Raw genomic sequence first — 13,666 nt, 5'->3', positions numbered from 1 at the left:
TCTTACTTCTTGCCTTCAGAAGCTTGCATTGCAAGAACCGTATCCAGCATTCGGTTCGCAAAGCCCCATTCATTGTCACACCACACTAGCATTTTAACTAAGTGGCCGTTGCTCACTCGAGTTTGTGAACCATCAACGATTGCGCTATGGGGATCGTGATTAAAGTCGATGGAAACCAGCGGCGCTTCAGTATAGTCAACTATATTGTGTAATGTACACTGGGATGCATTAACAATGGTTTGATTTACGTCATTAACTTTCACATTTGCATTAATTGTGACACTTAAATCCATCGCTGTTACGTTTACCGTCGGCACACGCACAGATATAGCTTCAAATTTGTTGGAAAATTTCGGGAAGATTCTTTCAATACCTTTATGCAACTTGGTATCGACAGGAATGATCGATTGGCTTGCCGCTCGAGTACGACGCAAATCGCTGTGGTACGCATCGATAACTTGTTGATCATTCATTGAAGAGTGAATAGTTGTAATAGTACCGGACTCAATGCCAAAGGCGTCATCAAGAACCTTAATGATAGGAACAATACAGTTGGTGGTGCACGAACCATTGGAAACGATTTGGTGGTCCGCTTCGATGGTATCGTGGTTCACACCATAGATAATGGTGTTATCGAGGTCATTGGCACCGGGGTGAGAAAACAGTACCTTTTTCGCCCCTGCAGCAATGTGCGCGAGGCCGTCATCTCGGCAACCATAAACACCGGTACAATCGAGAACGATATCCACCTCAAGGTCACGCCAAGGCAACAGCTCAATATCAGCAAGATGTAAGATACGAATGGTATCAAACTCACCCTTGTCTTCAGCACCAATGCCATGATGGACATAAATGTGCTCTTGATCGTTAGAGATTTTCTTACCGAAGCGGCCGTGACTGGTGTCGTACTGCAATAGATGAGCCATAGCGTCAGGCTGAGCAAGCTCATTAACAGCTACTACTTTGATTTGTTGGCTTTTGCCACTTTCATAGACAGCGCGTAATACATTACGCCCTATTCTTCCAAATCCGTTTATCGCGACTTTTAGCATATTTCCGTACATCTAACCAAAATTTCGTGCAACAGATGATAACTGAATCCTACCCAAAAGGCATTACTTGAATAACCCCGTTTAGTTAGGACAGGTTAATCTGTTGCTTGTAGAGATAAGCCTAGAAGAAACAAATCCCAGAGACAAAAAACCGAGCTCAGCGCTCGGTTTTTCCTTCATTTAACTGTTAGCACAGGCCATCAGTCAATGATTAAGCAAGAAGCTCTTTCGCTGTGTTTACTACGTTTTCAGTAGTGAAACCGAACATCTTGAATAGCTCACCTGCTGGTGCAGATTCGCCGAACGTTGTCATACCGATGATCTTGCCACCGAAGCCAACGTATTTGTACCAGAAGTCAGCGATGCCAGCTTCTACTGCGATACGCGCTGTAACATCAGATGGAAGTACAGACTCACGGTATTCAGCGTCTTGCTTGTCGAATGCGTCAGTTGCAGGCATAGATACTACGCGTACAGCTTTACCTTCAGCGGTTAGTTGTGCAGCAGCTTCAACTGCAAGCTCAACTTCAGAACCAGTTGCAATGATGATTAGCTCTGGCTTGCCTTCACAATCTTTCAGGATGTAACCACCCTTAGCGATGTTAGCAACTTGCTCAGCATTACGATCTTGTTGTGCAAGGTTTTGACGAGAGAAGATTAGAGATGAAGGACCATCTTTACGCTCAATAGCCAGTTTCCAAGCCACTGCAGATTCAACTTGGTCACATGGACGCCATGTGCTCATGTTTGGAGTCAGACGTAGAGAAGCGATCTGCTCAACCGGTTGGTGAGTAGGGCCATCTTCGCCTAAGCCGATAGAATCGTGCGTGTAAACTTGGATGTTCTGAACTTTCATCAGAGCAGCCATACGCATTGCGTTACGCGCGTATTCCATGAACATTAGGAACGTTGCGCCGTATGGCACGAAACCACCGTGCAGAGCGATACCGTTCATGATAGCCGTCATACCGAATTCACGTACACCGTAATGGATGTAGTTACCAGAAAAGTCAGTTGCTTCAAGAGACTTAGAACCAGACCACATAGTCAGGTTAGAAGGCGCAAGGTCAGCAGAGCCGCCCATGAATTCTGGAAGCATTTGACCAAACGCTTCTAGTGCGTTTTGAGATGCTTTACGTGAAGCGATGTTTGCTGGGTTAGCTTGAAGATCAGCAATGATTGCGTTTGCTTTCTCTTCCCACTCAGCGGGTAGCTCGCCGTTAGTACGACGTTTGAATTCAGCTGCTAGCTCTGGGTAAGCCGCTGCGTATGCGTCAAACTTCGCGTTCCACGCTGCTTCTTTCGCTGCGCCTGCTTCTTTCGCATTCCACTCAGCTGCGATATCTGCTGGGATTTCGAAAGGACCGTGTTCCCAACCCAATGCTGCTTTAGTTGCTGTGATTTCATCAGCGCCTAGTGGAGCACCGTGACAGTCATGCGTACCCGCTTTGTTTGGAGAACCAAAACCGATGATAGTTTTAGTACAGATAAGCGTTGGACGAGGATCCGCTTTAGCCGCTTCAATCGCTGCGTTGATAGCATCAGAGTCGTGACCATCTACTGCTGGGATTACGTGCCAACCGTATGCTTCAAAACGCTTAGGTGTATCGTCAGAGAACCAACCTTCAACTTCACCATCGATAGAGATGCCGTTGTCATCCCAGAAAGCAACCAGCTTACCAAGACCTAGCGTACCTGCTAGAGAACATGCTTCGTGAGAGATACCTTCCATCAGACAGCCATCACCCATGAATGCATAAGTGTAGTGGTCTACGATGTCGTGGCCTTCTTTGTTGAACTGTGCCGCCAGTGCTTTCTCAGCCATTGCCATACCAACAGCGTTAGTGATGCCTTGACCTAGAGGACCAGTCGTTGTTTCGATACCAGGAGCGTAACCGTACTCAGGGTGACCTGGAGTCTTAGAGTGCAGTTGACGGAAGTTTTTCAGGTCTTCAATTGAAAGCTCGTAACCTGCAAGGTGAAGCAGAGAATAAATCAACATTGAACCATGGCCGTTAGACAGGATAAAACGGTCGCGGTCAGCCCATTCTGGGTTTGCTGGGTTGTGGTTCAAGTGGCCACGCCAAAGAACCTCAGCGATGTCAGCCATGCCCATAGGCGCGCCTGGGTGGCCTGAATTTGCTTGTTGAACACCGTCCATGCTAAGTGCGCGGATTGCATTGGCTAGATCTTTACGAGAAGGCATGTCTGCTCCTGGATACATAAGCGATTTAAAAAAGAGATAATTGCTAAAGTTTTCATTTTTATTAGCGCGGGTATTCTCTCAAACGACTATTGCGACTGCAAACGTTTTACTGGCATTTTAACGGTCATTTTTCGCAATTTTCGAACATTTACATCACTTGGCAGTGGCTTATCTCGATCGATACGCAAACGATTAGTTATGACATATCATAAAAAAGAGCTTGTAATTCGACCGCTGGAATTTAGAATAGCCGTCTAGATGTAGAAACACCTACAAAATATACTGTATTTAATGGCGGCGCTTCCTAGCTTGCGACGCCATAAACTATTTACACCAAAAACTAAAAGTGGAGCTCTCATGGCTAAGCACCTATTCACTTCTGAATCTGTTTCAGAAGGCCATCCAGATAAAATTGCAGACCAAATCTCTGATGCTGTTCTTGATGCCATCTTGGAACAAGATCCAAAAGCACGTGTTGCTTGTGAGACTTACGTTAAAACCGGCATGGTTATGGTTGGCGGTGAAGTAACAACGTCTGCATGGGTTGATATCGAAGAAATCACTCGTGAAACAGTACGTGAAATTGGTTACGTTCATTCTGACATGGGCTTTGACGCTGACTCTTGTGCTGTTTTAAACACAATTGGTAAGCAGTCTCCAGACATCAACCAAGGTGTTGATAAAGAAGACCCTAAAGAGCAAGGCGCAGGCGACCAAGGCATCATGTTTGGTTACGCGACTAACGAAACTCCTATCCTAATGCCAGCTCCAATTACTTACTCTCACCTTCTTGTTAAGAAGCAAGCTGAAGTACGTAAGAGCGGTAAGCTTGACTTCCTTCGCCCAGATGCGAAATCTCAAGTTACTTTCCAATACGACCAAGGTAAGATCGTTGGTATCGATGCTGTTGTTCTTTCTACTCAACACTGTGATTCAGTAACAACGCCTGACCTACGCGAAGCAGTAATGGAAGAAATCATCAAGCCAGTACTTCCTGCTGAGTGGATCAACAAAGATACTAACTTCTTCATCAACCCAACAGGCCGTTTCGTAATCGGTGGCCCAATGGGTGACTGTGGTTTAACTGGTCGTAAGATCATCGTTGATACCTACGGCGGCGCAGCTCGTCACGGTGGCGGTGCATTCTCAGGTAAAGATCCATCAAAAGTTGACCGTTCTGCAGCTTACGCAGCACGTTACGTTGCGAAAAACATCGTTGCTGCTGGTATGGCTGACCGTTGTGAGATTCAACTGTCTTACGCTATCGGTGTTGCTGATCCAACATCTATCATGGTTGAAACGTTCGGTACTGAGAAAGTAGCACACGAAATCATCATTGAAGCTGTTCGTCAAAACTTCGACCTACGTCCATACGGCCTTCAAGAGATGCTGAACCTTCTTCAGCCTATCTACAAGCAAACTGCTGCATACGGTCACTTCGGTCGTGAAGAGTTCCCTTGGGAAGCGACTGACAAAGCAGCAATCCTTGCGGACTTCGCTGGCCTAAAATAATTTAGCCACTGCGATGTGTTCCTTTAAAGCCCTTACTGCTTAGTAAGGGCTTTATTTTTATGTACTTACCGAACTTTCACTCACAATACCCTTCCCTAACGCCCTTCTTTACCGTTAACCACTTAGTATAAAAAGCCGCTGATAATTTGTGTTTTCTAGCACTACTGACAATAGTTAAGGTAACTCCTAGGCGATCAAGCTCACATTTAACTTAAATTAATTCAGTCTGATAACGCTCGTTAAATGCACGCTAGAACAATAACTGGGATGACAAAGAGCAATTTAGCTCAACACCATAACTCTCACACAAGCCACATCGATGAGCCTTATGGAATTATAACTAGGACGTTATTTAACTAGGGGGATCTATGCCTCGTACCGCGCACCCATCCGAACTGAACGATAAAAAACACAAGGTCAGCGATAAGGATTACGCTCGCACCATTCCTTGCAACCAAATCAGTATTTCCGCACCCTTTCATTGGTTGTCGCTTGCTCTGCATGACTTGGTAAGAATGCCATTAATCAGCGCATTCTACGGTTTGTGCTTTATGGGAGCGGCAATCGCCATTGTTCAGCTTGTCCAATGGCAAGGAACACACTTGGTCGTAATGCCAAGCCTGATCGTGTACATGCTAATAGGGCCGTTTCTTGCTCTGGGCTTGTATGACGCAGCTTGGGAAAGAGAAAAAGGCCACAACGCAAGCCTACTGCACTCGATGAAAGCCATCACTCGCAACTCCACCCACCAATGGGCCTTTGCGATCGTATTGATGGTTGCGATGATATTCTGGATGCGTATCGCTGCATTATTGCACGCGCTCTACCCTTCAGTGCAAGGCGCACCACTGGCTGAGTTCGCTCCCTTCTTAATTACGGGTTCTGTGATTGGTTTTGTTATCGCAAGCCTCATATTTAGCATCTCAGCATTTTCAATTCCGTTAATGATGGAGAGACGCGTTGATGTGATGAGTGCGATTTTCACTAGCTTTAATGCCGTGAAATCGAACATCCCTGCAATGGTGGTTTGGGCGAGTATTATTTGTGCCGGTATTTTGGTGGGTTTTGCCACCTACGGCATCGGAATGATCGTCACCATGCCGCTACTTGGCTATGCTACATGGCACGCTTATCACGAGATCATTAAGAAAAAACATCACGTGTAAAGCATCGCTAGATCAACAAGCAATGTTATGATTAGGCCTTGGTTTAAACGCTGAGGCCTTTATTTGGAGTTAACAACGTTTGTCTTACACCCCGCAACAACACCGAGCAAATAAGAAATTGGCCGAATGCCTAGCTATCGCAAATCAACATTTCTCTCGTGAATTTCCACACCCAACTATCACCTTCAAGTTAAGAGGCAAAGCGGCGGGAAAGGCCTACCTTCAGCTCAACGAAATTAAGCTCAACCACGTACTATTTTCTGAAAATGAAGATGCCTTCATCAACGAGGTTGTGCCACATGAACTCGCACACCTGATCACGCATCAGGTTTTCGGACGTGTTAGGCCTCACGGAAACGAGTGGAAATACGTGATGGAAAAAGTATTCAACGTGCCAGCCAGAACAACTCACAGCTTTGAAATCGCGTCAGTTCAAGGGAAAACCTTTGAATATCGATGTGAGTGCACCACTTACCCATTATCAATCAGACGACACAATAAAGTGCTTCGAAATCAATCGACCTATCGCTGCCAGCTGTGCAATCAAACCTTATCCTTCACAGGCACACAGCTCAGCTAAAGTCCTAGACTCGCACCTATTCGATTTGGTAACCCCATCCTTTTTATTTCAGAAAGCAACACTCGATTAAGTTGATGATAGAAATGTAATGGAGAAACTCATCCTTTGAGTGCTAGACTGATGTTTATCATACTTTTATCAGTCTTTTTCTATGCAAAAACTCACCATCAAAGCATTTGGCCTACCTGTGTCTTTTTACTTATCAATAGTATTTGGCCTACTGGTAACCCAAAGCGTTTTCGCCGCACCACCGAGCTCATTCTCCAAAGCAAAAAGAGAAGCGGTGAAGATTTATCTCGACCACCCGACTTCATTTTATTGTGGTTGTGACATTACATGGAAGGACAAAAAGAAAGGGATTCCCGACCTTGACGGCTGTGGTTATCAAGTCCGAAAACAACAAAAGCGAGCGAGTCGAATTGAGTGGGAACACGTGGTTCCAGCTTGGCAATTCGGCCACCAGCGTCAGTGCTGGCAAGATGGCGGGCGCAAGAACTGCACTCGCAATGACAAAGTATTCAAGTCCATGGAAGCCGATCTCCACAACCTAACGCCAGCTATCGGTGAAGTAAATGGTGACCGTTCGAACTACAACTTCAGCCAGTGGAATGGAATGGATGGCGTGAGCTATGGTCAGTGCGAAATGCAGGTCAACTTCAAGCAGCGTAAAGTTATGCCGCCAGACAGAGCAAAAGGCTCTATCGCGCGTACTTACCTTTACATGAGCCAAGAGTATGGTTTCAAACTATCTAAGCAACAAACCAACCTAATGATGGCGTGGAACAAGCAATTTCCTGTCGACAAGTGGGAATGTACTCGTGATGAGCGAATCTATGCCATCCAAGGTAATCACAACCCATTTGTTTACCCTGCTTGTAAATAACGTCGCTCGTACAATCAACATTCCTAACTATCTCAAACAAGAGTTTCAGAATTGCCCCTGAAACTCTTGCTCTACCCTTGTTTTTTCAACTAAAAGCATCCATGTTAGGCAGAGACAAAATACCCAAATGAACATATTTATAGGTTTACCAGCATGAGAATCCCTCGTATTCATCACCCAGAACGCATTCATCAGTTAGGTTCACTCGCTTTAGGCGAAGATGCCGCGGGTCATGTTGGTCGTGTCCTTCGCATGAAAGAAGGCCAAGAAGTCCTTCTATTTGATGGCAGTGGCGCTGAATTCCCTGCGACGATAGCCGAAGTATCAAAGAAAAATGTCACCGTTAATGTTTCTGAACGCATCGAACGCAGCAGCGAATCTCCGTTAGACTTACATTTAGGCCAAGTGATTTCACGTGGCGACAAAATGGAGTTCACGATTCAGAAATCGGTTGAGCTTGGTGTGAACACCATTACCCCTTTAATTTCAGAGCGCTGTGGCGTTAAGCTTGATACAAAACGCTTCGAGAAAAAACTCGCACAGTGGCAAAAGATTGCTATCGCGGCGTGTGAACAGTGTGGCCGCAATACGGTTCCAGTCATTCGCCCTATCATGCAACTTGAAGAGTGGTGTAGCGAACCGAGTGAAGCATTAAAGCTGAACTTACATCCTCGTGCAAAATACTCAATTAATACCCTTCCAGAACCTATCAGTAAGGTACGCCTATTGATCGGCCCTGAAGGTGGCTTGTCGGCTGAAGAAATCGGCATGACAGAACAATACAAATTTGAAGAGACGCTACTCGGGCCACGTGTACTTCGTACCGAAACAGCAGCTCTAACCGCAATTACTGCCTTACAAGTCCGTTTTGGCGATCTAGGCTAGGAGAAAAAAATGATCAAACTTGGCATCGTAATGGATCCAATTTCATCCATTAACATCAAAAAAGACTCTAGCTTTGCCATGATGCTTGAAGCTCAGCGTCGTGGTTACGAAATCCATTACATGGAAATGGATGATCTACATTTAGATCAAGGCGTAGCCATTGCTGACACTAAGGTTGTTGAACTAAAAGAAGATCCAAACGGTTGGTACGAGTTCAAATCAGAACAGACTATCGCGCTATCCGATTTAGATGCGGTACTAATGCGTAAAGATCCTCCGTTTGATACTGAGTACATCTACGCAACTTACATTCTTGAGCGTGCTGAAGAGAACGGCGCACTGATCGTCAACAAACCACAAAGCCTACGTGACTGTAACGAGAAGTTGTTCACGGCATGGTTCCCTGAACTGACACCGACCACCATCGTGACTCGTAAAGCTGAAAAAATTAAAGCGTTCCGAGAAGAACACGGCGACGTGATTCTAAAACCACTTGATGGCATGGGCGGCGCGTCTATCTTCCGTGTGAAAGAAGGCGATCCAAACGTATCAGTTATTATTGAAACCTTGACCAACCACGGTCAGAACTACGCAATGGCACAAACTTTTGTTCCAGACATCAGCAATGGTGATAAGCGTATTCTTGTGGTTGACGGTGAGCCAATGCCTTACTGTCTAGCGCGTATTCCTGCAAAAGGGGAAACTCGAGGTAACCTTGCTGCTGGCGGTACAGGTGAAGCTCGTCCTCTAAGTGAAACAGACTGGGCTATCGCAAGAGCAGTTGCTCCAGCACTGAAAGAGAAAGGCTTAATCTTTGTTGGGCTTGATGTTATCGGCGACAAGCTGACTGAAATTAACGTGACTAGCCCTACTTGTATCCGTGAAATTGAAGCCGCTTTTGATATTTCAGTTACAGGTAAATTAATGGATGCAATTGAGCGTCGCGTTAACGCTAAATAGCCTAAACTAAAGAAAGCCTTAGCTATTCGAAAACACATAAATATCTAGGCAAAGAACAATGAGCGGCTTTACGCCGCTCTTTTTCCTTTACTGGGAACACACTGGCAGGAGGCTCTATGAATTTAACGAACCACTTTCTGGTTGCTATGCCCGGAATGAAAGACCCATACTTTCAAAATTCGGTGATTTACCTTTGTGAGCACAATGACGAAGGCGCGATGGGTTTGATGATCAACGCCCCTATCGATGTCACTGTCGGCAGCATGCTTAAACAAGTTAAGGTTGATTCTGAGCAGCCGAAATCCAACCAAGCAAGTCTTGATAAGCCTGTATTGAATGGTGGGCCGGTCGCAGAAGACCGTGGATTTATTTTGCACAAACCTAAAGGCAGCTATCAATCCAGCATCAACATGACAGATCAAATCTCGGTGACGACTTCAAAAGATATCTTGATGGTGTTGGGCACAGAAGATGAGCCGATGAATTATTTAGTCGCACTTGGGTATGCAGGATGGGAACCGGGACAACTGGAAACCGAACTGACCGAGAACTCATGGTTAACCGTTGAAGCCGATCCGAAGGTCATCTTCGATACACCGATTTCTGACCGCTGGAAAGTCGCCGTGCAGATGTTAGGAATAAATGCGGCTCAGCTTTCAGCAGACGCTGGCCACGCCTAGTTCAAATCAGCTAAATAAAATAAACAGACACTCTCAAACACAGATAAATTTGGAAACCCCATGTCACGAACAATTATGGCATTTGACTACGGTACAAAAAGTATCGGCAGTGCGATAGGACAAGAAATCACGGGCACCGCAAGCCCTCTAAAAGCTTTTAAAGCCAAAGATGGCATCCCAAATTGGGACGATATCGAAAAACAAATTAAGGAGTGGCAGCCGAACCTGATTGTAGTCGGCCTTCCTACCGACCTTCATGGTAAAGACTTAGCAACCATTACACCTAGAGCGAAGAAGTTCGCTAACCGCCTTAAAGGACGATTTGGTGTCGATGTTGAACTACATGATGAAAGACTCTCGACCACAGAAGCAAGAGCCGACCTTTTTGAAATGGGCGGCTATAAAGCGCTAAGCAAAGGCAATGTCGATAACCAGTCTGCAGTCGTCATTTTAGAGAGCTGGTTTGAAGCACAATATTCATAACGAAAATTAAGAGCTCAAAGATTAAACTCCTTTGTGATCCTATAATGATATTACGACGTAATGTCGAAGCAATTCATTATTAGGTAAGTGGGAGTTCACATGAAAATTTTTCTAGCAATCTTCGTAGCTCTAGCAATATCAGCATGCAGTTCGACAAGCTCCAATAATGCAGGTTATATGAATCATACTTCGACTGACGCAGACGTAATCAGCGAGCCTAAGAACAAGAAGCGTTGATAATACAGACGCAGTCGAACGATGAATATGATGAACGCCTGATTTTAACCTAGAATCAAATCAGGCGTTTTTTATCACCCCATATCTATCTTCACACCAGCCAACGCCCCAGTTCCGTAGTCGTCATCACCACGTCTAGTTTTGAGCATTAAGCGCAAGTCATTAGCAGAATCGGCACTGTGGAACGCATCCTCTTCGCTGATCTTGCCTGCTATCACTAAACCATACAAAGCTTGGTCAAAGGTCTGCATACCTATCTCTTTCGATTTAGCCATGGTTGCTTTCAGTTCGTGTAGTTCACCACGACGAATCAAGTCAGAAACACGAGGGCTATTCAGCAGAATCTCGAATACACCATGACGCCCGCTGCCATTCTTGTCGCGAATGAGTTGCTGAGCGACGACACCACGCAGGTTCATCGATAGGTCAAACAAGAACTGTTCTTTCTGCTCTTTCGGCACCAAATGAAGAATACGCTCTAGCGCTTGGTTAGCGTTATTGGCGTGCAAGGTTGCCATACACAAGTGACCCGTTTCAGCAAAGGTCATCGCGTATTCCATGGTCTCACGGCTACGGATTTCGCCAATCAAGATCATGTCTGGTGCTTGGCGTAGCGAGTTCTTAAGCGCGACTTCGTAACTCTCGGTGTCGAGCCCGACCTCACGCTGCGTCACGATGCACTTTTTATGTTCGTGCACAAATTCAATAGGGTCTTCAACCGTCAAGATATGTCCCGAGCGATTGGTGTTGCGATAGCCTGTCATTGCAGCCATTGAGGTCGATTTACCAGAGCCTGTCGCACCAACCACCAGCACAAGTCCGCGCTTAGCTATTGATAGGTCCTGTAGTACATCAGGAAGCTTTAGTTGCTCAAAGGTTGGGATGTTAGTCTCGATACGTCGAATGACCGCTCCAGGTAGCTCTCGCTGAAAGAATGCACTGACACGAAAACGACCAAAGTCACGCACAATCGCAAAATTAGCCTCACGTGTTTGCTGATATTCATCACGTCGGTCTTGTTCCATCATCGCATCAAGTAATTGAGCAACTTGAGCCGCATTCAGCTTCTCTCCTTGGGGGCGTAATTCACCATCCACACGAAAAAGGATTGGCGCATCAACCGTGATATAAAGATCCGATGCCTTTTGAGAAAGCATTCCCTCAAGGATTTGATTCAATTCCATTGTGTCCACCTTGATTAAAACATTGAGGTTTCAATTTCGATCTTTTTCTCGACCTCTTCCGAATCAACCAAGCCCTGCGCCATCAGCTGCTTCGCATTTTGTTCCATGGTCTGCATGCCGTGCGCTGCGCCCGTTTGAATGATCGAGTACATCTGCGCAACCTTATCTTCACGAATCAAGTTTCTGATCGCAGGTGTTGCCATCATGATTTCATGACACGCCACACGACCACCACCAACACGCTTTAGCAGCTTCTGGGCTATCACCGAGCGCAGTGATTCAGACAACATCGAACGAACCATATCTTTATCGCTACCTGGGAACACATCGATAATACGGTCGATCGTTTTAGCCGCAGAACTGGTGTGCAGAGTACCAAAGACCAAGTGACCCGTTTCTGCTGCGGTTAACGCTAAGCTAATCGTCTCTTGGTCACGAAGTTCACCAACCAGAATCACGTCTGGGTCTTCACGTAAGGCACTGCGCAGTGCCGCTTTAAAACTGTGGGTATCACGGTGAACTTCACGCTGGTTGACTAGGCATTTATTATTGGTGTGAACGAATTCAATCGGGTCTTCAATCGTCAGAATATGCTTATTGTGGTTGCGATTTACGTAATCAACCATCGCCGCAAGAGTCGTTGATTTACCAGAGCCAGTTGGACCAGTGACGAGCACTAACCCTTTTTCGTAGTTAGCAATCCTTTCGAAGATCTCAGGTGCACCTAACTGATCTAAAGTCGGGATTTCGACAGGGATAGTTCGAAAGACAGCTGAGCAGCCACGGGCTTGGTTAAACGCATTAACACGAAAGCGACCAACATTGGGTAATTCAAAAGAGAAGTCGACTTCCAGTTTTTCTTCAAACTCGCCGCGTTGTGAATCGCTCATGATCTCAAAAACCAAACGATGCACATCAGCATGACTCAAAGCTGGGATTCCAAGCTTCCTTACTTCACCATCTATACGTACCATTGGAGATACACCCGCAGAAAGATGTAGATCTGACGCGTTATGCTTTACACTAAAATCTAGTAACTCAGTGATATCCATTTATTTTCCCTTAAGTAAAGTCAGCTATGAGTAGTATTCAACAAAATATCGAACAAATCACCTCACAGATTCGTAGTGCTGAGCAAAAGTGCGGACGAGCTCCAGAGTCCGTGCAACTTTTAGCCGTCAGCAAAACTAAACCTATTGATGCGATTCTAGAAGCCGCACTCGGAGGCCAAGTTGCCTTTGGTGAAAACTATGTTCAAGAAGGTGTAGATAAAGTAAAACACTTTTCAGAACAACATTCTAACCTAAATTTAGAGTGGCATTTTATTGGTCCAATTCAATCCAATAAAACCCGCCCAATCGCGGAAAGCTTTCAATGGGTGCATTCCGTCGATCGCGATAAGATCGCACAAAGGCTTAATGATCAACGACCAAGCGAACTTCCACCTTTGCAAGTGTTGATTCAGGTAAACACCAGTGGTGAAGAGTCCAAATCTGGAACCTCAGAAGAGACAGTTTTTGCACTCGCGGAGTTGATTTCATCGCTCCCCAACCTCACCTTAAGAGGATTGATGTCGATTCCTGCAAACGTATCTGACTATCAATCTCAGCTTAATGCATTTTCTCAACTGGCAGAGCTTAAAGACAAGCTAGCCGCGAAGTATTCAGACATTGATACCCTTTCGATGGGGATGAGTGGTGATATGGATGCAGCAGTTGAGGCTGGCAGCACAATGGTTCGTATTGGAACAGCTATTTTCGGCGCTCGTGATTACGCGAAATAGCCGTAGTAAGTAACGACAAGTACAAGTATTGATACCGCTTCGCCTTATCCGCGCA

General features: G+C 45.6%; 14 protein-coding genes. 10 read left to right on the top strand and 4 right to left on the bottom strand.

The features are described 5' to 3' along the window. Window positions 1–2 precede the first annotated feature (2 nt). Together epd and tkt are read right to left on the bottom strand one after the other, a co-directional pair. A complete protein-coding gene (epd, locus tag AB4185_RS00180) occupies window positions 3–1,052 on the bottom strand; it encodes an erythrose-4-phosphate dehydrogenase (RefSeq protein WP_032545627.1) in 1,050 nt (349 codons plus the stop codon). A 211-nt stretch (window positions 1,053–1,263) separates the two neighbouring features. Next, a complete protein-coding gene (gene tkt, locus AB4185_RS00175; protein WP_048605833.1) occupies window positions 1,264–3,258 on the bottom strand; it encodes a transketolase in 1,995 nt (664 codons plus the stop codon). Between the two features lie 357 nt (window positions 3,259–3,615). Here tkt and metK point away from each other — a divergent pair, with 357 nt between their 5' ends. From metK to AB4185_RS00130, 9 genes are all read left to right on the top strand, one after another. Continuing rightward, window positions 3,616–4,770, top strand: a complete 1,155-nt coding sequence (gene metK / locus AB4185_RS00170; RefSeq protein ID WP_017062234.1) for a methionine adenosyltransferase — start codon at window positions 3,616–3,618, stop codon at window positions 4,768–4,770. 368 nt (window positions 4,771–5,138) lie between these two features. Continuing rightward, on the top strand, window positions 5,139–5,936 hold the full coding sequence (locus AB4185_RS00165; protein ID WP_017062235.1) for a DUF2189 domain-containing protein: 798 nt from the start codon (window positions 5,139–5,141) through the stop codon (window positions 5,934–5,936). A gap of 79 nt (window positions 5,937–6,015) precedes the next feature. After that, window positions 6,016–6,516: a SprT family zinc-dependent metalloprotease gene (locus AB4185_RS00160; RefSeq protein ID WP_372134646.1), complete on the top strand. Its 501-nt coding sequence runs from the start codon at window positions 6,016–6,018 to the stop codon at window positions 6,514–6,516. Between the two features lie 151 nt (window positions 6,517–6,667). Next, the gene (locus AB4185_RS00155; RefSeq protein WP_102333138.1) at window positions 6,668–7,399 is read left to right on the top strand and encodes an endonuclease; all 732 of its coding nucleotides are present in this window, start codon (window positions 6,668–6,670) and stop codon (window positions 7,397–7,399) included. A gap of 153 nt (window positions 7,400–7,552) precedes the next feature. After that, window positions 7,553–8,284 carry a 16S rRNA (uracil(1498)-N(3))-methyltransferase gene (gene rsmE, locus AB4185_RS00150; protein ID WP_017062238.1) on the top strand — a complete coding sequence of 244 codons (732 nt, stop codon included), beginning with the start codon at window positions 7,553–7,555 and terminating at the stop codon, window positions 8,282–8,284. A 9-nt stretch (window positions 8,285–8,293) separates the two neighbouring features. Further along, complete coding sequence (gene gshB / locus AB4185_RS00145; protein ID WP_004735482.1) at window positions 8,294–9,244, top strand: glutathione synthase; 951 nt, start codon at window positions 8,294–8,296, stop codon at window positions 9,242–9,244. Between the two features lie 116 nt (window positions 9,245–9,360). Further along, window positions 9,361–9,924 (top strand): YqgE/AlgH family protein, encoded by a 564-nt coding sequence (locus AB4185_RS00140; protein WP_102394125.1) that lies wholly within the window; start codon window positions 9,361–9,363, stop codon window positions 9,922–9,924. A gap of 60 nt (window positions 9,925–9,984) precedes the next feature. Further along, window positions 9,985–10,407, top strand: coding sequence for a Holliday junction resolvase RuvX (ruvX, locus tag AB4185_RS00135; RefSeq protein ID WP_017062240.1), 423 nt, complete (start codon window positions 9,985–9,987; stop codon window positions 10,405–10,407). Window positions 10,408–10,506: 99 nt separating this feature from the next. Then, window positions 10,507–10,644, top strand: coding sequence for a hypothetical protein (locus AB4185_RS00130; RefSeq protein ID WP_170791814.1), 138 nt, complete (start codon window positions 10,507–10,509; stop codon window positions 10,642–10,644). 74 nt (window positions 10,645–10,718) lie between these two features. Here AB4185_RS00130 and AB4185_RS00125 read toward each other — a convergent pair whose 3' ends face one another. After that, the gene (locus AB4185_RS00125; RefSeq protein WP_372057955.1) at window positions 10,719–11,828 is read right to left on the bottom strand and encodes a PilT/PilU family type 4a pilus ATPase; all 1,110 of its coding nucleotides are present in this window, start codon (window positions 11,826–11,828) and stop codon (window positions 10,719–10,721) included. Between the two features lie 14 nt (window positions 11,829–11,842). Continuing rightward, complete coding sequence (locus AB4185_RS00120) at window positions 11,843–12,880, bottom strand: type IV pilus twitching motility protein PilT (protein ID WP_017062242.1); 1,038 nt, start codon at window positions 12,878–12,880, stop codon at window positions 11,843–11,845. Between the two features lie 26 nt (window positions 12,881–12,906). Here AB4185_RS00120 and AB4185_RS00115 point away from each other — a divergent pair, with 26 nt between their 5' ends. Next, a complete protein-coding gene (locus tag AB4185_RS00115; protein ID WP_017062243.1) occupies window positions 12,907–13,611 on the top strand; it encodes a YggS family pyridoxal phosphate-dependent enzyme in 705 nt (234 codons plus the stop codon). Window positions 13,612–13,666 lie beyond the last annotated feature (55 nt).

Origin of the sequence: Vibrio sp. 10N.286.48.F5, from assembly GCF_041469785.1 — a bacterium.
GTDB classification, from domain to species: Bacteria; Pseudomonadota; Gammaproteobacteria; order Enterobacterales; family Vibrionaceae; genus Vibrio; species Vibrio crassostreae_C.
This window is presented reverse-complemented; position numbering and strand designations above follow the sequence as displayed.